A 21347-nucleotide genomic window follows, 5' to 3' on the forward strand; every position below is an offset into this window, starting at 1 on the left:
TGTCAGGACTCCTTCGTGTTCTTGCTTCGGGTGCTCTGGGCCTTCTTGACCGTCTTGGTCGACGCTCCGCGTCCACGGCGGGCGGCGGGCGGTCGCCAGGCCTGCAGGTCCTCGTCGGTGAGGTGGCGTTCGCCCTGGAGCGAACGGCGGCCGGCCAGGACGTCGGCGGCCGGGGAGGTGCCGTACGTCGGGTCGATCTCGTTGTGCCACTGGTCGAGCCAGGGCTGGAGTTCGAGGAGGGCGGCGAGGAGCGGGGGCCACTCTTCGTCGGACAACTCGGAGCCGTGGACGTTCAGGTAGCCGAGGAGGGCCTCGGCCTGCTGGAGGTGGTCCCAGCCAGCCCAGCCGTAGAGGGGTGGGGTTTGGAGGTTTTCGGCGCCGTAGGAGATGAAGCGTTCCTTGGGGACATCCATTTTGCCGCGCAGGCTCCAATAAGAGCTGCGCAGGAAGTCGGCGCTGGCGTAGGTCCGAGGCACCGGGATCCCGTCGCGAATCTTCTTCTTAGCGATGGGGTCCTGCTCGGCGTCCTCCCTGCGCTGTTCCTCCCAGGTGTGCTTCCACTCTGCATGCTTGTCGAGGCCGGAGGGCTTGTAGCGGAGGGCTGCGGTGGCCGGGACATGCTGGTTGGAGAGGAGGTGGGCGACGGTCTTCGTAAACTCCTGATCAGGCGCGAAGAGTTCAGCGACCGCCAGGAAGTCCTCATCCTGTTCGAGGTCGGACACCAGTTGGTTGAGGGTACGGATCTGCGGGCTGCCGTCCGCGTCGAACCAGAGGGCGTTGCCCTCCATGCGGTCGAGCAGCCAGGAGCGCAGGGCCTTCTCCTGGAGCGCGTCCCAGCCCTCGGTGGCCCAGCGGCGCTTGTACTCGGGGCGCTCCACCATGCCGATCTGGCGGTTTGACTCGATCGCGTCGATGCGCTTCTGGACGATCTCCCGGTAGGGGGCGGGCCAGTAGTCCGGGATCTCTGTGATGGGGGTGGAACCGTGACGCCGGAACCACTCGTCGGACGCCTCGCCGGCCATAACCCGGCGCGCCAGCACGATCTCGAACGCGCGCTCGCCGAGGGCCAGTTCAGGGACGTCGGCGAACTCGTCGCCGTCGCGGGGGGCGGGGCGGAGGTCGTCATCGAGGAGGCCGTAGAGGGCGTAGACCTGCCAGTCCAATTCTTCCTGAAGGGCGATCATGCGGGCGCGGAGGTGATTGTAATGGGAGCGGGCCTCGCGGAGGGCTGGGGCGGTGGGGGTGCCAGCGGTGGCTACAGCCGACGGGGTGGTAGCGGCCAGCTCTTGGGCGAGGGAATCGACTGCCGTACCAAGGATCGCTGGGTAAACGTTGGGCACGGGAAAGTCCTGGAGCTTTGTGCTGGTGAACACATAGAAACGCTCCCAGTCGTCGCTAGTAAAGCCGCCCCCTTCGCCGCGGATTCCCTTATCATGGCAAACCATCTTGAGCCAGAGACAGGCCAAAGAGCTGTTGAGCACTCCAAGCAGCTGCAGATGCTGCTCCTCCGAGGCATCCTCCCGCAATTTGATCACGGGCGCGGTCTGCTTGAAGACCTTTCCGTCCCGATCCAACACAGCGTGGTTGTGTGTCGCCACTTCCGGAAATGCGATCGACCATTGATGGCAGCCGGGGCTTGGAGTCACCTGATGCCACTCATACCAAGGCCTTCCCTCAGCGAAATAGGTCCGCTTAGAGAAAGTGGCGCGGTGACCCAGCACAGTTCGACCCAACCACATCCATCTGAATGCGCCAGCACCTTGGGGCAGGGGCAACAGTTTGAACTTCTCCGAGGTCTCCCTATAAGGGAAGAATGTGTAAGCCCCTGCCGAGTGGAGCCAGTCGCGCAACTCTTCACCGACCACAAGCGTACGCCCAAGTTCCTCTTCGCAACCGCGACGCAGCCAAGCCTGGCGGTCCGTGATCATAATGCTGTCGGCGCTCGTACGTCCCGTGCTTCCCAGACGCGGCGCCAAACCCTTCACTTTGAGATTGCTGCGTTGGTCGAGGTAGTCCAGCAATTCTTGCCCGCCATCGACAAGCACCCACGGCTGCTTCGCGAAGTACCGCTTCCGATCAAGGTTGTCGACGGCCACCCACTTGCTCACGCTGCCCGGCGTCTCGATCTGGTCGACGATCGCCGACCACACGTGCCCCTTCGCCGGATCAGCAGGAACGCCTGGCTCCCCCTGCACCGAACGCACCGTAAGCACGGTCGACGCTCGATGATGACCGCCCCGTCGCCGCCCAACAAGGATCACTGTGGGCGTGCCATGTCCCGGAATATAGGCACCGGACGTGTCGATAACCTCCGTGAGCTCAACCTGCTGACCGTAGTAATCCTCGATCAGCTTCACGCCGAACTCCCTTTTGATGAAGGAGTTGGAGGTGATCTGCCCAACCATTCCGTAGCCCAGCCCGGTCTCCGGGTTACCCCTCATCGAGAGCTCGAAGAACCTCTGCGCGAACGGCACGGTGAGCGCGTACTCCTTGTGGCACGCCTTGTACATCTCCCGGTACCGCTGGTTGAGCCCCTTGTCCTGCACCGTGATGTAGGGCGGGTTACCCACGACGACGTGGTACCGACCCGGCGTAAGGATGTCCTGATGCTCGCGCAGATCCTCCGTGCGGTAGGCGAACGAGGCCAGCGGGTCCTCCGCTTCCTTCCCGTCCAGCGTGAGCTCCAGCTGCCGGGACTTGATGAGCGAGTCACCCACTGCCAGATGGATTGGCCACTCGTACAGCGCCGCCTTCTCCATCGTCCGCACGTCCGCCGCAGCCATGGCAGCGACCAGCAACCGGAAACGCGCGATGGCGACCGCGAACGGGTTGATATCGACGCCGTGCACCGAGTCGAGCGCGGCCCGCACCCGCTTGTGCGCATCAGCCGTCGAGGCCTTGTCACTCCACTCCTTCAGCAGCCGCTTGAAGGCGCCCAGCACGAAGTGCCCGGACCCACAGGTGGGGTCGATCATCTTCAGCTTCTCGAAGCCAAATTCCCGCAACGCGGGGGTCATCGTCCGCTCGAGGATGAACTCCTCGACGAACTCCGGCGTCTGCAGCAGCGCGTACCGTGTCCGCGCATCATCGCTCAGGTCCTGATACAGGTCACCGAGGAAGCGCGTGTCCCACCCCTGCGCCCTGTCCTCGTCGTTCAGCGGGTCGGTGAAGTCATGGACGAGCTTCCCCTCTTCGTCCCGCCGCCCCCAGAACGCAACCAGCGCCCCAGCACCCTCGTGCGAAAGCGGCACCTCATACAACGGGTTGTGCCGCTTGTCGAAGAGCAGCCGCCCAGCCTGCCCCGCCCCGATTTCGTCAAACGCCAACTCAAGCCAACCCCGCCAAGTGGGGTCATGAGCCGTCGACTTGTACTCGTCGTACCGAGCCTGCGCCAGCTCCCGCCGATCGATCTCCGGCGAGGTGATAAACGGCTCCGCAATCAGCCCGTTGTCCTCACAGAACCGCACGAACACCGTAGCCAACACCCACGCGACCGCCACCTGCGTGAGCCGCTCGTCCAGCCACGCCTTCCACGTCGCCGCCGTACGCCCCAGCTCACGCGCCTGCTTGTACTCGGCGTCGTACCGTTCCCGTACCTCAGACACCTCGCCGACCTGCCGCTCAAGGTCCTTCTTGGCTGCAGCGACCTGCGGCTTGAGGTCGTCCAGCAGGGCCTTGCGGTCGATCATCGGGCGTACTCCTCGGTGTTCTCAGTCTGTTCAGCGCTCTCGCTCTGCGCACCCGCAAGGTGTATCCGCTTCACCCACGATTCAGGCAACGGAATCCACTCCCCCAACGGCTCCTGGTACGTGGCGTACACATCCCGCACCCCATCCGCCCCGACAGCCCGGCCCAGAACTGGCGGCCTCCCAGGATCCGCCTGCGGTACGAACAACCACAAGGGCCGCTGGGCCTCGCCCTCCCGCGCCTGACGCGCAAGTTCGTCAAGGCCGCCCATGTAGTCGTAGCGGGCGAACACCGCACCGTCCGTCAGCAGCAACGGACGTGAGTCGTCCCCGCCACACAGCAGCGTGCTGATCTCCTCACGCATACGGTCGCTCGCATTCCGAGCGAAACGCGTGAAGTTGACGGCCGCCGTGGAACCCGCCTCTGCCATATCCGCCTTCAGGATCGTCTCCCAGCGCGGCAGTCCCCTCGGGTTGGCCGCCGCCTTCGCCTCCTGCTCGGCGTGAAGGTGCCGCAGGAACACCTCGGTCGCCGACACCGTCACCACACCCCCACCGAACCGCGCATCCGCCAGCTCACGCATCGCGCGTCGGCCCAGTTCACTACGGACGGTCAGCACCCGGTAACCGTCGCCACTCGCCGCAGCTCGCAGACGTTCCTCTGCACGAGCTGCCGCAGCCAGGTCGGCATTCTCCGACCACGCGGCGGCGGACGAGGTCACGGTCGAGGACCCGTCGATCCCGGTGCCGAAGTGGCTGGCGTTCTCCAGGCCCTCCGGCAGGTAGCGCTGCCGTCCGTCCTTGTGCGTGCGCAGGACCAGCGGGAAGCCGGCCTCCTTCAGCACCTCCGTGAGCGGAACATCCGTAGGCAAGCCATGACCGTCCTCGCCCTGTCCCGTCCGCAGCTCGGGGAAGCGGGACCGCACCCGCTCATGCACAGTGGCGACAGTCAGCCCCGGTTGCTCGTCCTCCGACAGGCCGGGGATGATCTTGACGACGCCGGCCTGGGTGAGGCGTAGTGCCCGCACCATGCCAAGGCCGCGCGGGTACAGCTCCAGACGCGAGGACACCGCGGCGTCCTGCGAGGCAGCCGCCGCGATGTCCACGATCCGCCGCTCGTCCCAGTCGAGGGCACCCTGCGGAGGCTCCACCTGGGTCAGATCGGCGAGCACGGACGCGGCCGTCGGAAGGGTCTCAGCCCGCACGAGCCGGTCGGCGTGCTGGCCGAGGCGACTCGCGTAGTCGAGCAGGCCCGGCGCGGACGGCGTGTCAGGGCTGTCGACGTCCTCCCGGCATTCCAAAGCCAAGAGCCCGGGTCGCAGCGCCTCATCCACGGCCTGCCGATTGGGGCGGTGCTGGAAGGCCGGAGTCGCGGCAGCCTCCTCCATCTCCACCACGACGCGTACGGCGGCCAGTGCCAAGGCGCGACGCTGGTACAGCTTGGGCAGGTCGGTACCGCGCCGCAGGATCAGCGCGTCGGCGATCTCGGCGGCGGAGGCGAGGCGTCCGGACTGCTCCAAAATGTCCAGGACCTCGGCGCGCAGCTCCCGCAGGGCCGGCTCGTCGCGCCACTTTTCCCGCAGGCCCTTGATGTGCGGGTTGACTCCTCCCTGAGTCATGCCCAGTAGCTTGGCCACGTCCGTCTGCGTGGGCCAGGCGGGCAGCGCCGGCAGTCGTCCGTCGTCGCCGGGGAGGCGCAGCAGCGCACGGGCCACGTCGATACGGCTCTGGTTGTTGCCGACGGGGCCTCGCTGCCCCTTCACCAGTTCCGGGACCATGCGCGTCGCAAGCGCGTCCAGCGAGACGCGTCGCAGCGCCGGACCTTCACCCGCAGCCAGGGCCAGGTGGTCGCTGAGCTTGCGCTCCATGCCGGACTCGGCCTTGGCCGCGTCCAGTTCCGCCTTGGCGGCCTTCCGGCCCTCCCCGGTGAGGGGATTGAGCTCGGCGGCGCGCAGTCGGCGGCGCCATTCACGGATGCGCCGCTGGATGTCGGAGCGGGTCTTGGCACCCAGACCCGGCTTGTTGATCAGGTCGCGCTCGCTTCGGTCGAGCAGCTCGCCGACCGTGGTGATGTCCAGGCCGTACAGGAAGGACTGGGCAGCGGCGGTCAGGCCCGACAGGGAGAGATGGGTGTCGAGTCCAGCCGCCGCGGCGCGCTGGTCGCGTGCCTCGTCGGAGTGCAGCTCCTCCTCGGCGCCGTGGCCCTTGCCGTGCGAGGAGGGCACGGTCTGCTGAGACGCGTCGAGGAAGACCTTCTTCCACGCGTCCTGCATGTCCTTGAGCGTCGCGAACCGCTTGCCGGCGTCGCGGTGCAGGGCGCGGCGGAAGAATCCCAGCAGGCCCTCGCGGACCGGATCCTCGAAGGCGTCCTGCTGGATCTCCGGGTACGGCATCTCCTTCGGATCGGTCATCTCGGGTGTGACCGAGCCGTCGCCCCAGCGCGGCAGCTCGCCGGAGGCCATCTGGTGGAGGGTGACCGCGAGGGCGTACCGCTCGGCCTGGTCGTCATAGACCGCCCGCCTGTTCACCGTGCCGCCGATGAAGGGGTCCATGTACCCCTGGGTGCCGACCGCCGTCTCGCTCGCCGGGTAGGAGGCGAGGGAGAAGTCGATCAGAACCAGCTCGCGCGTGCCGTTGGGTCGCTTGCGGATGGCGATGTTGTCCGGCTTGATGTCGCGGTGCCACACGCCCTCGCCCTGGAGGAAGTCGACGGCGCCGAAGAGCTGGTCGCCGTACTTCTCCAGGGTCTCCATGCCCATGGCGCCGTACTCGCGCAGCCAGCGGGCGAGGGTCTCCTCACGGGCGCGGATCTTGCCGTTCGAGCCCTCACCGTCGGCGAGCTCCGCCTTCTCGTCGCCGACGTACTCGACGGCGAGTGCGGTCCGCTCGCCAAGCCGCAGCGGCTCGGGCACCACGAGGTTGATCACCCGCGAGTCCGCGCGCAGCCGGCGCATCACCTGCGCCTCGCCCTCCAGGACGGTGACGCTGCGGTCCGAGACCGCCACCTTCAGAACGGCGAGCGGCCGGGTGCGGAACTCCTCCGACCGGAGATCCCGTACGAGGAACGCGCGTGAAGTGGAGCCGGTCCCCAAGCGTCGGCGGACCTGCCAGCGACCGCCGCCCAGCACATCGCCGGGCTGGGCCTCCAGTGCGTCGGGCTCGGGCTGCGCGCTAGGCGCGTCCGCCGGTTCGGCGGGAGTCGCGGGCTCGGCGGACTGAGCGCGTCGTACGCCCACCGAATCCTCGGCGTCGGCGAGGAGTTCCAGGAACTCGTCGACGGACGACATGCGCTGCTCGGGGCGGTAGGCGGTAGCCGCCTGGACGAGCAGGTCGACGTCGTCCGTCATACCGTCCACGACGGCGGAAGGCGTCAGGCCGTCGCTCTCGCGGAGCATCGTCAGGACCTCTGCCTGGGTGGATGCCGGGGGGCGGCCGGTGACCAGCAGGTAGGCGAGCGTCCCCAGGCCGTACACGTCCAGCAGCACCGGGTCAGGTCGCGGGGCGGTCAGCTCCGGTGCCAGGTACGGCTCCGCGCCCTCGGCCACATGCGTGGCGGACAGCGCGGTCGGGGCGAGAGCAGCGGCGGCGCGCGCCCCGCTGCTCGAACCGAGACTGCGGGCGCTGGCCACCTGCCAGTCGGCGATCTCCAGGCGGGGGCGCAGCCACGCTTCCTCCTCGCCCAGCTTGCGCGGGCCCGGTATGACGTCGACCGAGCGGGCGGCCAGGGCACGGTGGTGGAGCAGGCCGGAGTGGGCCGAGCGGATCGTCTCGGCGAGCTGCCGCAGCAGCCGTAGACGGGCCTGGATGTCGAGCTTGTCGCCGTAGCGGCGGACGTACTCGTCCAGCCGCATTGCGCGCATGTCGTAGTCGAAGAGCAGAGCCGGTCCGGCCGGATGGGCCGACGGCTCGAAAGTCTTGTACTGCGCCGCGCCCCGGTGCTTGAAGCGGCTGAGCACGGCCGCTTCCCGGCGCGACGCCCGCTCCACGGACTCGCGCGCCTCCGCGCTCGCACCCCGCTCCCGCAGGTAGACGCGGACGCGGACGGTCTCGTACAGGTCCTTGTGGTGGCCGACGTAGTCCACCCAGGTGGGACCGGAGGCAATCTCGTTGTCAAGGCGGTAGGAGCCGACCCACCGCTCGGCCTCGCTGGCCCGGATGCCCGCCTTCTTGAGCCGCTTGGCGATGTCCAGGGAGCGGCCCTCGGTGTACCGGAACCGCTCGTCGCGCGGCGGCCGGCGCAGCTCCTTGATCAGCTCGGCGATCGTGAACACGTGCTGCCGCTCGTTCTGCGGCAGCTCCACGCGGAGCTTGGGGTTGGTGATACAGACGGCTTCTTGGACCCACACCTTCTGGGCCTTGGGACCGCCCGCCCGGTTCAGGAGGGTCGCGAGCTCCTTGGCCTTCTTGTTCAACAGGTGCAGCGGATTGCCGTGATCGACTTCTTCGCCGTTGCCCTTGGTCTGCACCCAGGTGCCGTACGGCGCGGCGAGGTGTCCGACCCAGTCCTTCAGCTCGACCAACCACACCCCGCCGGGGGCGACGATCAGCAAGTCACATTCGCGCGGATGGCCCGAATTAGCAGTGAATGTGAAGTTCGCCCAAGCCCGCCATGGCTCGTTGCCGGGAAGTTGCTTACGGATCGACTCCAGGCCCCGCTTCTCGTGCCCGAACTCAGACTCGGTGACAGTCGTCCACCGGTCCTTTTCCATCGCTCCTCGCTAACTTCGCCACCCCGTTACACCGCGATCACGCTGGTGACCACGGGACATCGTATCCCGGGGTACGGGATCAGGACCGGGTCGCGTAGCGCACGAACGCGGCCCACTCCACGGCAGGGAAGGAGAGGTGGGCGCGGGCGGGGGTCTTGGAGTCGCGGATGTGGATGACGCCGGGCATGGTGGCGACCTCCAGGCACGCACCTCCCTCGTTGCCGCTGTAGCCGCTCTTGAACCAGGCGAGCTGCGCGGGCTCCGCGGTGCTCACAGTTCCCCCAACATGTTCTTGATCAGGTCCAGGGACTCCCGCATGGTGAGCGCCTGCGCCCTGATGCTTCCGTACCGTGCGGCCAGGATACGTACCTCCTCCGGATCCGTGACCAGTCGGCTACCGTTCTGTACCTCCGTGTATCCGACCTGGGCCTTCCCCCTCGGGGTGAGCAGGATGAACGGGCCGCCCATTCCCGCGTGCTCGCTGCGGTCCGTCGGCATCACCTGAAGCTCCACGCTGCGCAGCTGCGCAAGCCTGATCAGTTGCTCCAACTGCTCCCTGTGGATCTCCGATCCGCCGATGGGTCGCCGCAACACGACCTCCTCAATGACGGCCGTCACCATAGGCGGAGGCCAACGCCTCACGATCTCCTGCCGCGCCAATCGAGAAGTCACCCGGTGTTCTCCGCATCTCATACAGAGCCCGGATCCGCCGCTCGGTCTGAAACAGCCCAGGGATGTCATGGCAGCTGTAGTCGTTGATCTCAACCGCCTCCCGCTCCAACCGCGCGTAATCCCTGAACCAAGCCGGATGCCGAACCCTCGCCTTCGCCTTGGCCTTCTCCACATATTCGATCGCGGCTTTCAACACCCCACCGGCGTCCAACAGCTCATCCGCCGCCACCAGGAACTCCGCCTGCGGCGTCCGCCTCCCCCTCTCCAGCGAGGAGATGAGGTCCTCGCTATACCCGAGCCGGTCCCCCAACGCTCGCTGAGTAAGCCCGGCCCGCTCCCGCAGCACCTTGACCTGTTTGCCAAGAGCCCGGTTCAGGTCGCTGCTCTGGTCACCCTCGTCGTACGTCTCCGCCGCCTCCGACACTCCGCCACCCCCGTTTCGAGTCACGGCCGACATCCCGTACGAGACACCGTCCGTACCGGTACACGCACCCTCCGTACCGAGGGCATCCCTGGTCAGAGTAGAGCGGCCCGACCACGCTCTGTGACATGAAGTCACAAATCTCCACCCGCCAGTTCGCCCAGCTCCTCAGCGCCACACCCCGCGGCGCCCGTCTTGCCCGCCTGCTGGCCGTGCAACAGCTCAGCGCGTGGGGCTGGCCGCCCACCTGCCCGCTCAGCGAGTCCGCCGCCCTCGTGGTCGCCGAGTTGGCCGCGAACGCGGTGACACACGGACGGATGAGAGGCCGGTGCTTCCGCCTCGCGCTTACCGTCGAAACCCCGGACACCCTCCGTGTCGAGGTGGCCGACCCCAGAGGCGACCAGGCGCCCCTGGCTCATACCGGCACCACGCCCGACCCCTTCGCCGAATCCGGCCGCGGCCTGTTCCTCGTCGACGCGCTCGCCGTCCGCTGGGGCACCAAGCCCCGGCCGCCCTCCGGCAAGACCGTCTGGGCATGCCTCCCACTCCTGTGACGCCGGATGCGAGACAGTCCGTCCACAGGCGGACACAAGGCGTGGACAACACGGCGGGGAGGTGGAGAGAATTCTGATCACACCGTCGGTCTCAGCAGTGGTCGGATGTACCACTCGCCCCGGCCGGGCGGTGGCACGGGGACGGCACGGGGGTGCCGTGTGGGGGAAGGACGTACGGGTGGGGGAAGACAGCGCCGTCGGCGGCGTGGCGCCGCGCATCTCGCAGGGGATCGAGGTGTACGGCGGGACGGACGGGGCCGTGTCGTGGAGCGGTGTCGAGCTGACGGCCGACGTGATGCGGGAGCTGGCTGCGGGGCCGTGGGCCGAGCGGGTCGGTGACCTGGACGCCTCGCGCGATCTGGTCACCGAGCTGCGGTCGCTGGCCACGACGGACATGGAGACGCAGTTCATCAGCACGCTCCTGGAGAGCGAGCCGGAGCCGCTGCCCTGGCAGGTCGGCGAGGCGCTCGCCGAGGTACTGCTGGAGAACTGGCACGGCGCGCTGTGGGTGTGGGACGGTGCGCGGGACCGGCGTACGCGCAAGGCGAGCCTGCCGGGGGCGGACCTGGTCGGTCTGTGTGTGGCGGACGGCTCGGCGCGGCTGCTCTTCGGCGAGGTCAAGTCGTCGTCGCAGGCGGCCAGCCCCCCTGGCGTGATGACGGGCTCGGACGGCATGATCGAGCAGCTCAAGCGGCTGGCCGGGAAGGACGACCACCTCACCCTGATGAAATGGCTGCGGTCCCGCTGTCTCACCGCCGAGCACAAGGCGGCCTACCACACGGCGGCCGGCCGCTGGGTGAAGTCCAGGGGCGCGGACATCCAGCTCTTCGGCTGCCTGGTCCGCGACACCGTGCCGGAGCCGAAGGACCTGAGCGACCGTGCCGCCGTACTGGCCAAGACGGTCGTGGAGCCCATGCATGCCCTGCTGACTGCCTGGTACCTCCCGGTGGCCATGAAGACGTGGCCGAAGCACGTGGGGGTGCTCGACGTTGGCTGATCTGGGCTGGCTGGAAGGAGCGCTCGACCCGGAACTTGTAGGGGAGGCCAATGAGCGGGCGCACCGTGTGCTCATCGGCTCCGCTCTGCGGGCGGTCGAGGCAGAGGTTCCCGAGGGTTCGCCCGACAGCCGGGAGGCGGTCGACTTCGCGGTGGACGCCCTGGACCTGCTGGCCTGGGACGCGATCGCGGAGGATCCGAAGGCACCGGAGACCCGGCGGCTGTGCGGGCAGATGTTCGCCCTGGCGCGGGCACGGCTACCGGAGGACGACTCCCCCGACGCGCGCCTCGAACTGCTCCGTACGGTCTGCCTGGGCTGGATCGCCGACGAGACCCCGCTCGCGGCCCGGCTGCTGGCCGACGTCGAGCTGCCCTCCGTACCGGATGCGGAGGACGACTGGGAGACTCAGGTGCGGCGCGGAACCGCCGATGTGTGGCTCTTGCTGCTGCGCAAGCGCGGCTGGGACGACCTCGACGCGCTGGACCACCTCATCGCGCGGCTACGGGCCGAGCAGGCGGGTCGGGAGGAGACCTACCTCTCGGCGGCCGGTGACGACGCCCGGCCCGCCGCCTGGTCGCTCGCCGCCCACTACCACCTGCTCAAGACGGCGGAGCTGCTCGCCGAGTACCTTGCCACCGGGCATCTGCTGCGTGAACGCCGCCCCGGACGTCACTACGACGTGCGTGAGCGTGTGCAGGCGCACTGCGACCGCGCCCTGGAAGCGGCCGTCGCCTCGGCCGACCCCGATCTCGAGGTGCTTGTACGGCTGCTGGCGGCGACGGCCGACCAGATCATCGACAACAGCCTGTGGACGGTGGCTCGTGCTGTCAGCCCAGAGGTGAACGCCTTCGTGGCCTCCCTCGTCGACCGTGGCCGACCGCGCCCGATCTTCGAGGTGCTGCCGCCGCAGCGTGTGGCCCTGGCCGAGCAGGGGCTGATCCGGACCGCGCACCGCAGTGTGGTGGTCAGTCTGCCCACCAGCGCGGGCAAAACCCTGATCGCCCAGTTCCGGATCCTCCAGGCGCTCAACGCCTACGACAAGCAGCACGGCTGGGTGGCGTACGTCGCCCCGAACCGGGCGCTCGTCAACCAGGTGACGCGACGGCTGCGCCGCGACTTCGCCGGGCTCGGGATCGGGGTGGAGCGGGTCAGCCCGGCCCTGGAGTTCGACGGTCTGGAAGAGGACATGCTCACGGACCGCGGCGAGGGACGGTTCCGGGTGCTGGTGTCGACCCCCGAGAAGCTGGATCTGCTGCTGCGCTCGGGCTGGCAGGAGAAGATCGGGCGCCCGCTGTGTCTGGTGGTGGCCGACGAGGCGCACCACCTCGGGGTGGACAAGCGGGGGATCAAGCTGGAGCTGCTGCTGGCCACCGTCAACCGGGAGGCCCAGGACGCGGGCTTCCTGCTCCTGACACCCTTCATCGACAACGGTGACGTCATCGCTGAATGGCTGGACAGCGGCAGCCGGCAGTCGGTCGGGCAGTCGGTGGACTGGACGCCGAACGACCGCATCGTGGCCCTCGCCCACCGCGAGCGTGCGGCGGGCAACGGCGGTTTCCGGGTGACGCTGGAAACGTTGGTGACCAGTCGCAGGACCCTCAGTGTTCCCGACGAACTGCCTCTGGACGGGTACCGGCCGCTCGGCCTGTCCTGGTCCCAGGCGGGCCAACCCGGGAAACTGGCCGCGGCGACCGCAGCCGTCCTGGCAGAGCGCGGGCAGACCATCACCCTGGCCCAGCAGCCCGGCCACGCCTGGGGTATCGCCGAGCGCATCGCAGGGGGACGGGAGACAGTCGCCGATCCCAGCGACGAACTGCGTGCGGTGCAAGAGGTGGTGGAGGAGGAGTTCGGCAGTGACTTCGCGCTGGTGAGACTGCTCGCCAAGGGCGTCGGAGTCCATCATCGGGGCTTGCCGGACGATATCCGCATTTTGACGGAGTACCTGGTGGAGAGGGGCGACCTCACTCACCTGGTGTCCACCACGACCATCGCCCAGGGCGTCAACTTCCCCGTTGCGAACGTCGTGTTGGCTTCCCACCAGTTCCCGTACGCGACCGACATCCCGGCCTCTGACTTCTGGAACCTCGCGGGGCGAGCCGGCCGAGTGGAGCAGGGTGAGGTAGGCCTGATCGCGCTGGCCGCGACCGACGAGGAACGGGCTAGGAAACTACGGGAGTTCGTCGCCCGCCAGGTCGCGGAGCTGAACTCCACACTCATCGACATGGTGAGCCAGGCCATGTCCAGGAACGGCCACCTCGACCTGCACACGCTGGCGGCCATCCCGGAGTGGTCCGCCTTCGTCCAGTATCTGGCCCACACCTACCGGCAGATCGGAGATCACGAGGAGTTCGCCGAGGAGATCGAGCAGGTGCTGCGTGGCACCCTAGGCTTCCAGCATCTACGGCGCGTGAACCGCGGCTGGGCGGCGGAGCTGGTGCGCAGCGTGCGGGAGTACGCCGAGCTTCTCTCCGGCAAGGCACTGGGACTCGTCGACAGCACGGGCTTCTCCTGGGAGAGCGTCGCGGGCACCCTGAAGCGACTCAGCGACGCTCGGATCGACCGTGAGATCTGGTATGCGCCGCTGTTCGACGGCGACCGCAGGCCACTGGCCCAGTTGGTCGGGGTAATGCTCGAGGTGCCCGAACTGAGGGAGAGCCTCCATGAGATTGCGGACGAGCAAGACGGCCGCAGCGGCGACTACATCGCCCGTGTCATCCAGGACTGGGTGAACGGAGCGTCCGTACCCCAGCTGGCCGCCGACCATTTCAGAAAGCCGGGCGAGTCCAACAGCCTCAACGCGATCACCAAGTGCTGCCAACGCCTGTTCGGCGACATGGCGCCCACGGTTTCCTGGGGGCTGTCCGCACTCCAGTCGCTCACACTCGGCCAGGACTTCGCGACGCTGCCCGCCGAGACACAACGCGAACTGCGGAACATTCCGTCGTACGCCTTCTACGGTGTGCGCTCGGAGGTGGCGATCGCGATGCGGCTCGCAGGGGTACCGAGGTCGGCCGCGAGCCGCATGGCCGCGACCGTCGCCGGCGGACAGGACCAGCGCCGCCCGCAGAGCCCGCTCGGTCCCGCCGAGGCCCGAACGCGGCTGGCGGGATTGTCGGATGCCGTATGGCAGTCAGCCCTCGGGCCCAAGGGACCGGCTTATCGGACAGTCTGGCGGATCCTTGACGGCGTGCAGTGAACCGAGTCGGAGGCGGCGCTCATCTCACGCAGGACGTCCACAAGGTGCAGGCCCGGCGAGCCTCGGCGAGCAGCGCTTCCGCAGCGGACGGCGTTCCGAAGGAATCCACCGCTCTGCTCACCACCATCCGCAGATGGTCAGCTGTGGTCTGGATCCGCTGCTGGGTGATGCCGTACTGCTCCTCGGTGAGCGCGTGATCGCTTTCCCACACGTCCTGCAGCGTCTCGTACTGGGTGTCATCCGCGTCATACACACTCGGGATGCGCGGCAGGTCCTGCTCGGTGAGACGAGGCACTACTGGAGCGTGCCGTGCGTCGGCGACACCGTCGGCCTCTCCGTGGAGAATGCGGCGCACCAGTACCCGATCCGTCTCCGAGCGAGCCACCTGGGCAGCGAGAGCGTCGAGCCTGTCGAGGATGGCCGGCACTCCGGTGTGGTTACGGGTACGCAGCAGGACGCCGAGCTCCCCGGCTGCTTTCCGGCCGGACTCCTGAGCGCGGGACAGCAGTTGATCGCAGCGCGCGATCTCGTCGTGTGCTCGCTGCACGACGCGCACCGCTTCCTCCACGCTCCGCAGGCCTCGGTCCAGATCGGTGGCGTACGCCTTGGCCGCCTTGGTCGCCTCGGTCACGCTTGTGTCCCCGCCCTTCGTCGTCCCCTGCCTGGATCATAAAGACATCGAGGAACCGCCCCATGCCGACCCTGACCGCCCGCACGAAGCCCCGCACCCGCAGGTCGATGGAACTGCTGGCCGAGCGGCCCGACGGCCTGCACTTCAGTGAGCTGTGGAAGCTCGTCGTCGCAGAACTTCCCCTGGCCGAGGAGGACCTGGAGCGGCTGAAGAGCGGAGACACGAAGGGCGAGAACGCCTGGAAGTGGCAGACCTCCGACCTGGTGATGGCGGGGTGGCTGCGCAAGAACAACGGGTACTGGCGCATCACGGCACTGGGCCGGGAAGCGCTGGAGCAGCATTCGGACACGGAGGCCTTCTACGGCGCTGCCCGGTCCGCGTACGCCTACTGGGAGACCCATCGGCACGGTTTCGCCTACGCTCAGAAGCTCGTCGGTGTCATCCCGGCAGGCCGCCAGTTGGACCTCGACACCCTGGCGGCAGAGACCCGGCTCGATCGAGGCCCTCTGGCGCGATGGCTGTGGGGCACCCGCCCGAAGGGCGCGCAGTGGGTTGTGGACGGCAGCGGTGGTGCCGCTCCCGAAGTGCGCGCCGACGACACAGAGAAAGCCGAGCTCTTCGCCGAGATCCAGGACTGGCAACGTCTCGCGGAGGAGACGGTCCGCCCGATCGAACTCCGCGAGCTGCAGGAACTGCTGGCGCGCGAGAACGAGAGAGTCCCGCACGCTCCGAGCGCCTGGCTGCTGCACGGCTATCTCGCGCACGACGCGGACCTTGTGCGGGCTTGGATCACCGAGGGCTTCTGCTCGCTGAACGCAGCCCTCATCGGCCCTGTGGACGGGTCCGTCTCCCCCGAGGAACTCCGCGTCCGGGTGGAACACGGATACCGGAGCGTCCCCGCCAGCCGACGTGAGGAACTGGCCTCGGCGCTGCTGGCCTTCCTCTCCCACATGCACCCAGGGGATCTGGTCTGCACGCTCAGCGACGGCCGGTTCCATCTCGGTACGCTGACGGGCCCCGCCGAGTACAAGTCCGGTGTGCTTCGTCGGACGGTCAACTGGATGGACGTGCGGATCGACTACAACGACCTTCCGGAAGAGGTGCAAGGGCGTTTCGCCAGCCAGCACGACATCGTCGACATGACCTCGTTGCTGAACGACCTCCTGCGCCTCGCGCCCACCGCGCACCCCGACGACGACTCGCGGGCGGAGGAACCCGAACCGGAGGCGGTCGGCCGAACAGGCAGCGAGCTCCCAGCGATCGACCCGTCGTTGGCCGACGAGCTGCTGGTCACCGAGGATTGGCTCACCGAGGTCCGAGACCTGCTGCAGCACCGTCAGCAGTTGATCTTCTACGGCCCGCCCGGCACCGGCAAGACCTACCTCGCCCAGCACATCGCCGAGCACCTGGCCGGTGACCCGCGCGCCGTGAAACTGGTGCAATTCCACCCGTCGTACGCCTACGAGGACTTCTTCGAGGGCTTCCGGCCGACCATCACCAAACCGGAGGCGGCGGCCGGCACGGGCACGCTCGCCTTCGACCTCCGTCCGGGCCCCTTCCGCAAGCTGGTGGACTTGGCGGAGGCGGACCCGTCGACGCCGTACTTCCTCATCATCGACGAGATCAACCGGGCGAACCTCGCCAAGGTCTTCGGCGAGTTGTACTTCGTTCTCGAGTACCGCAATCGGCCCGTGGACCTTCAGTACTCGGGTGAGTTCCATCTCCCCCGGAACGTGTTCATCATCGGCACGATGAACACGGCCGACCGGTCCATCGCCCTGGTCGACGCGGCGATGCGACGCCGTTTCGCCTTCGTCGCCCTGCATCCGGACGAGGAACCGACGGACGGCATGCTGGCCCGCTGGATCGACGAACAGACGAAGAGCGCGAAGATCAATCCCACCGAGGACGTGGCCGCCCTGCACCGGGAGCTCAACCGGCGTATCGAGGACAAGGACTTCCGGATCGGGCCGTCGTACCTGATGCGTCCCTCGGTCTACGGACCCGGCGGGCTGGAGCGGGTGTGGCGCACCTCGATCCTGCCGCTGCTGGAAGAACACCACTACGGCGACGACTCGGTGAACATCCAAGCCCGGTACGGCCTGGCAGCCCTGCGGCGTGCTGTCTCCGGAGGGGACGCGTGACGAATGCCGACGCCGTCGTGGTGCTGCGGGAGCACGGGCCATGGACGAACGCCCTGATGGACCCGGCAGTGGGCCGCACCCTGGCTACGACCGACTGGGTGGACGCCCGGCCCGACCCGTACGCGCCGGGTGATCCGCGTCGCTGGCAGGTGCGGGCGAAGTCGAGGGTGGGGGCCGTGCGGGTCGGTGACCTACAGCTGACGATCGTCCCCAAGCTGCCGGTGCGCCGGTTGTTCTTCCTGCTCGGATACGCTCTCGACCCTCGGTCCCACTGGGGACACGGCGACGGGAACGTGCTGGTGAGCGATTACGACGACCTACTTCCGGCCGTCGCGCACGCCTTCGAGCGTCAGGCCGAACATGCCCTGCGGCGCGGGCTGTTGCAAGGCTACCGGCATACGGACGAGACACTGCCCGTGGTGCGCGGCCGCATCAGGGAGTCGGACCAGATACGCAGGCGGTATGGATTCCCCGTACCTGTCGAGGTCAGCTTCGACGAATTCACGGTGGACATCCCGGAGAACCGGCTGCTGCTTGCCGCCGTGGAACGGCTCGTGCGCCTTCAGGGGGTCCCCCGTGACGTGCGCGGGCGGCTGCTGCGGCTGCAAGTCAGGCTGGAGGGCGTGAGGCCTCTCCGACGAGGCGCACCGCTGCCGTCCTGGACGTCCTCCCGCCTCAACAGCCGCTACGGTCCCGCCCTCCGGCTGGCCGAGCTGATTCTCCACGAGGCGTCGATCGAGCAGCGTGGCACGGACACGGCAGTGAGCGGTTTCCTGCTCGACCTCGCGAAGGTCTTCGAAAACTTTGTGTCGGTGGCTCTACGGCAGGCCTTGCGGCCGTATGGCGGGCGCTGTCAGTTTCAGGCACACCACCACCTGGACGAGGCGGAGGCGGTCCTGCTCAAGCCGGATCTGGTCTGGTACGACGACGCCGGACGGCCGATCGGTGTCGCCGACGCCAAGTACAAGGCGGAGAAGGACAAGGAAAGGTTTCCGAGTTCCGACCTCTACCAGATGCTGGCCTACTGCACCTCGCTCGGTCTTTCATCCGGCCATCTGGTGTACGCGAAGGGCCGATCGCCTCGGGGTTCTCACCGGGTGCGGCGTGCCGGAGTCGTCATCACTCAGCACGCCATGGAACTGGATCGAGACCCGGTTGACCTCCTGGCGGGAATCGACGAGATCGCGGAGTTCATGGTCCGGTCGCAGTGAGCTGGTCGGTTCAGTAGCGGCTCCGACCGCACAGCCCGCGGTAGTACTCGGACCCGACCCGCCGGGCGACATCACGCCGCTCCACACGGGGACATCCCGGACGATACTTCTTCGAGCTCGTCCGAGGCTTCCTCTACCGCCGTACACCGACTCCCGACCACCTTCGCGCCCGAAAAGCGCCCGATATCCCCTTCCATGCCCATCTACGGTTGGACGTGGCGGACAATACGTGAGGGCGGATTCGACCCGGATTCGACCCGAAGGGTTTGGTCAGTTACTGAACATGGCATCTGACCTGCGACAACAAGGAGCGGCAGACGAGTCGGGCTGTACGCCGGGTTCTGTTCCCCGGTTCCCTCGCGGGGGCCGGGGCGACGGCCATCCATCTAGGGCCGGCGTTGCCGCCGGCCTCGTGCGGTCTACCCGCGGACTCGGGCGGGCAGCCCTCGAACGTCCGCGCAGGAACACCGGGGTGTTCCCTCTTGACCTTGCTCCGGGTGGGGTTTACCTAGCTGCCCAGGTCACCCTGGGCACTGGTGGTCTCTTACACCACCGTTTCACCCTTACCGAGGACCGAGGTCCCCGGCGGTCTGCTTTCTGTGGCACTGTCCCGCGGGTCACCCCGGGTGGCCGTTAGCCACCACCCTGCCCTGTGGAGCCCGGACGTTCCTCGGGAAGCCCCCTAGGGGGACTCCACGCGGCCGTCCGCCCGGCTCGTCTGCCGTGCCGACCATGGTACCCGGCGGACGCCCCGCTGCGGCGCCGCGGCCGTGGCCAGCACCGAGCCCGCCAGGATCAGGGTGAAGGCGACGCCGATGCCGAGGGTCAGCTCCTCGTCGAGGAAGAGGGCGCCCGCGGCCACGGCGACCGCCGGGTTGACGTAGGTGATGACGCCCGCCCGGGTCGGGCCGACCTCCTTGATCAGTTCCAGGAAGGCCACGAACGCGATCGCGGTGCAGACGACGCCGAGGCCGGCGAGGGCGGCCAGCACGTCGGCCGAGGGCGTGGTGGCGGGGCGGGTGAGGAAGGCTGCGGGGGCGTAGACGAGCGCGGCCAGCGTGAGGCAGGGGGTGATGAGCTGGAGGGTCGGGACGTCCTTGAGGTGCCGGGCGGCTATGAGCGGGGCGGTGGCATAGCCGACGACCGTGACCAGCACCTCGGCGAGGGAGCGGGCGTCGCCGCCGGTGAGGTGCGGCAGGGTGAGGACGGTGACGCCGGCCAGGCCGAGGGCGAGTCCGGTGACGCGGCGGGCGCCCACGCGTTCCCCGGCGCCGAAGAAGCGGGCCAGGAGCAGGGCGACGATGGGCACGCCCGCGATGAGGAGTCCGGCGGTGGAACTGGAGAGGTGCCGTTCGGCGTCGGTCAGGGTCCACCAGGGGCCGACGATCTCGATCACCGCGAAGGCCAGCATGGGCTTCCAGTGCGTCCGCACGGTGCGGGCGAGACCGCCCTGGCGGAGGGCGAAGGGAAGCAGGAGCGCGGCGCCGAGCGCGCACCGCGCGAACACCACCACGGACGGGGACAGCTCGTCCACCGCCACCTTGATCATCAGATAGGGAATGCCCCAGACCACTCCCATCAGGGAGAACAGGGCCCAGCCGCGTGCAGTCATGGCGGCAGTCTGCGTCCCGCCCTCACCCGCGGTCTTGAACGCTGTTGCGGTACGCCGCCGGGGTCACCCCCAGCACCCGCCGGAACCAGCGGGTCAGGTGGGCCTGGTCGGCGAACCCGACCAGGGCGGCCACCTCGGCCGGCCGCAGCCCGCACTCCAGCAGGCCGCGGGCCCGGTGCACCCGGTGCTGGGCGAGCCAGGCGTACGGCGGCACTCCCATCGTCGTGCGGAAGGCGCGCAGCAGCTGGTAGCGGGAGAGGCCGAGGTCGGTGGCGAGCGCGGCGAGGGAGGGCGGGTCGGCGAGTTCGTCGGCGAGGCGGTCGCGTACGGCGCGTGCGATGCCGTCGGCGCCGGGCACGGTGTCGCCGGCCGCCCGGGCCGTGGAGTGGCGGCGGGCCAGTGCCGTGAGCAGCCACGGCAGCCGGGACTCCGCCTCCAGGGGGTCCGGGCAGGCGCTCAGCTCGGTGTGCGCGCGCAGCAGCGCGGCGGCCAGCTCCGGGTCGTCGAGCACGGGCTCGCGGAAGTGCCGCACCCCGGTGCCGAGGGTGCCGTCGGCGAGGAGGGCCGGGGCGGCGTACAGGGCCCGGTAGGCGTAGCCGCCGTCCGGGGTGGCGGGGCCCCCGGTGTGCATCTCGCCCGGTTCGAGGATGACGATGGAGCCGGGCCCCGAGTGGATGCGCCCGCCCCGGTAGTCGATGACCTCCAGCCCGCCGACGGTCACCCCGACCGTGAACTCCTCGTGGGCGTGCGGCGCGTACACGTGCCGGTCGAAGCGGGCGGTGAGCAGGTCGAGCGCGGGGCCGCAGCGCCCCAGCCGGGCCCGTGTCCACCGCGCGTCTTCCCGTCCGTCCACCTCGTACCCCCCGCTCTCAGGGGATCAGAGGAAGTCGCTCGTGTCCAGGTCGAAGCCGAAGGGGCCGGGGAGGGTGATCGGCTTGCCGAAGGGGCGGGTGCGGTGCTCGCGGTAGTCGTGCCCCTCGGGGTCGCTGAAGAGCGTGACCGCGGCGGCCTCCCGGTCGACCAGCAGGTAGAGGGGGATGCCGCCCCGGGCGTAGCAGCGGCGTTTGGTCTCGCGGTCGGCACCGGGCTTGGACGAGGTGACCTCGAGCACCAGGGACACGCCGTCGCAGGGCATCCACGGGTCGGCGCCTCGGTAGAGCCGCCGCTGCGTGGGAGCGAACGTGCCGTCGGGGATCACGTGGTCCCGCGGGCTGCCCTCCAGCTTGAGGCCCTTGTTCCCGGAGAAGTCCATATCGGTCCGGGCGCAGCGGATCACCTGCTTCAGGATCACATTGATGCAGTCCTCGTGATCCCCGTCCGGCGGCGGTGTCACGACGATCTCCCCCTCGATCAGCTCGGCCCGGAAACCCTCCGGGGTGTCCAGGGCGAGAAAGCCCTCCAGCAGGACTTCTTCCTGCGTGAGCGGCTCATGGGCCATGGCAGTCATGTCACGCCCCTCCTTCTTCGGTCGCTCGCCAGACTGGGACATCGGCTGATCACCTGGCCGTGAGATC

11 protein-coding genes, 1 other RNA gene and 2 pseudogenes are annotated in these 21347 nt (G+C 68.6%); 5 read left to right on the plus strand and 9 right to left on the minus strand.

The window, feature by feature from the left end; translation table 11 throughout:
- Positions 1-2: 2 nt before the first annotated feature.
- The 4 genes and pseudogenes from pglX to SGLAU_RS10315 all read right to left on the minus strand — a co-directional run bounded on the left by pglX (position 3) and on the right by SGLAU_RS10315 (position 9524).
- A complete protein-coding gene (gene pglX, locus SGLAU_RS10300; protein ID WP_043500400.1) occupies positions 3-3689 on the minus strand; it encodes a BREX-2 system adenine-specific DNA-methyltransferase PglX in 3687 nt (1228 codons plus the stop codon).
- Positions 3686-8395 (minus strand): BREX system serine/threonine kinase PglW, encoded by a 4710-nt coding sequence (gene pglW / locus SGLAU_RS10305; RefSeq protein WP_052413697.1) that lies wholly within the window; start codon positions 8393-8395, stop codon positions 3686-3688. Before pglW ends, pglX begins: the two co-directional genes overlap by 4 nt.
- Before the next feature lie 79 nt (positions 8396-8474).
- Positions 8475-8669 carry a DUF397 domain-containing protein gene (locus SGLAU_RS10310; RefSeq protein ID WP_043500402.1) on the minus strand — a complete coding sequence of 65 codons (195 nt, stop codon included), beginning with the start codon at positions 8667-8669 and terminating at the stop codon, positions 8475-8477.
- Positions 8666-9524, minus strand: a pseudogene (locus tag SGLAU_RS10315) (helix-turn-helix domain-containing protein). Before SGLAU_RS10315 ends, SGLAU_RS10310 begins: the two are co-directional and overlap by 4 nt.
- A gap of 92 nt (positions 9525-9616) precedes the next feature.
- On the opposite strand from SGLAU_RS10315, the gene SGLAU_RS10320 reads away from it, so the two are divergent.
- From SGLAU_RS10320 to SGLAU_RS10330, 3 genes are all read left to right on the plus strand, one after another.
- Entirely contained in the window at positions 9617-10042 is a 426-nt protein-coding gene (locus SGLAU_RS10320) for an ATP-binding protein (protein ID WP_043500404.1), read from the plus strand.
- 178 nt (positions 10043-10220) lie between these two features.
- Entirely contained in the window at positions 10221-11039 is an 819-nt protein-coding gene (locus SGLAU_RS10325) for a hypothetical protein (RefSeq protein ID WP_052413698.1), read from the plus strand.
- A complete protein-coding gene (locus tag SGLAU_RS10330; protein WP_159072772.1) occupies positions 11032-14235 on the plus strand; it encodes a DEAD/DEAH box helicase in 3204 nt (1067 codons plus the stop codon). The genes SGLAU_RS10325 and SGLAU_RS10330 overlap by 8 nt, the downstream gene beginning before the upstream one ends.
- A gap of 19 nt (positions 14236-14254) precedes the next feature.
- Here SGLAU_RS10330 and SGLAU_RS32865 read toward each other — a convergent pair whose 3' ends face one another.
- Positions 14255-14866 (minus strand): hypothetical protein, encoded by a 612-nt coding sequence (locus SGLAU_RS32865; RefSeq protein ID WP_052413700.1) that lies wholly within the window; start codon positions 14864-14866, stop codon positions 14255-14257.
- A gap of 62 nt (positions 14867-14928) precedes the next feature.
- On the opposite strand from SGLAU_RS32865, the gene SGLAU_RS10340 reads away from it, so the two are divergent.
- Both SGLAU_RS10340 and SGLAU_RS10345 read left to right on the plus strand, forming a co-directional pair.
- Positions 14929-17010 (plus strand): AAA family ATPase, encoded by a 2082-nt coding sequence (locus tag SGLAU_RS10340; protein ID WP_052413701.1) that lies wholly within the window; start codon positions 14929-14931, stop codon positions 17008-17010.
- Positions 17007-18221 carry an McrC family protein gene (locus SGLAU_RS10345; protein ID WP_043500406.1) on the plus strand — a complete coding sequence of 405 codons (1215 nt, stop codon included), beginning with the start codon at positions 17007-17009 and terminating at the stop codon, positions 18219-18221. The genes SGLAU_RS10340 and SGLAU_RS10345 overlap by 4 nt, the downstream gene beginning before the upstream one ends.
- A 314-nt stretch (positions 18222-18535) precedes the next feature.
- Here SGLAU_RS10345 and rnpB read toward each other — a convergent pair.
- The 4 genes and pseudogenes from rnpB to SGLAU_RS10360 form a co-directional block, all read right to left on the minus strand.
- Positions 18536-18938, minus strand: an RNA gene (rnpB, locus tag SGLAU_RS33090) — RNase P RNA component class A.
- Positions 18939-19053: 115 nt separating this feature from the next.
- A pseudogene (locus SGLAU_RS36935) lies at positions 19054-19833 on the minus strand (DMT family transporter); the annotation flags it as partial.
- Between the two features lie 22 nt (positions 19834-19855).
- A complete protein-coding gene (locus SGLAU_RS10355; RefSeq protein ID WP_043500408.1) occupies positions 19856-20686 on the minus strand; it encodes a helix-turn-helix domain-containing protein in 831 nt (276 codons plus the stop codon).
- A 24-nt stretch (positions 20687-20710) separates the two neighbouring features.
- Positions 20711-21271, minus strand: coding sequence for a Uma2 family endonuclease (locus SGLAU_RS10360; protein ID WP_043500411.1), 561 nt, complete (start codon positions 21269-21271; stop codon positions 20711-20713).
- Between the last annotated feature and the right edge of the window lie 76 nt (positions 21272-21347).

Source organism: Streptomyces glaucescens, from assembly GCF_000761215.1.
GTDB lineage: Bacteria > Actinomycetota > Actinomycetes > Streptomycetales > Streptomycetaceae > Streptomyces > Streptomyces glaucescens_B.

Excerpts from the sequence above, each read along its gene's own strand:
- pglW (WP_052413697.1), bottom strand. The coding sequence starts at position 8,395 with ATGGAAAAGGACCGGTGGACGACTGTCACCGAGTCTGAGTTCGGGCAC.
- pglX (WP_043500400.1), bottom strand. The coding sequence starts at position 3,689 with ATGATCGACCGCAAGGCCCTGCTGGACGACCTCAAGCCGCAGGTCGCT.
- SGLAU_RS10340 (WP_052413701.1), top strand. The coding sequence starts at position 14,929 with ATGCCGACCCTGACCGCCCGCACGAAGCCCCGCACCCGCAGGTCGATG.
- SGLAU_RS10360 (WP_043500411.1), bottom strand. The coding sequence starts at position 21,271 with ATGGCCCATGAGCCGCTCACGCAGGAAGAAGTCCTGCTGGAGGGCTTT.
- SGLAU_RS10320 (WP_043500404.1), top strand. The coding sequence starts at position 9,617 with ATGAAGTCACAAATCTCCACCCGCCAGTTCGCCCAGCTCCTCAGCGCC.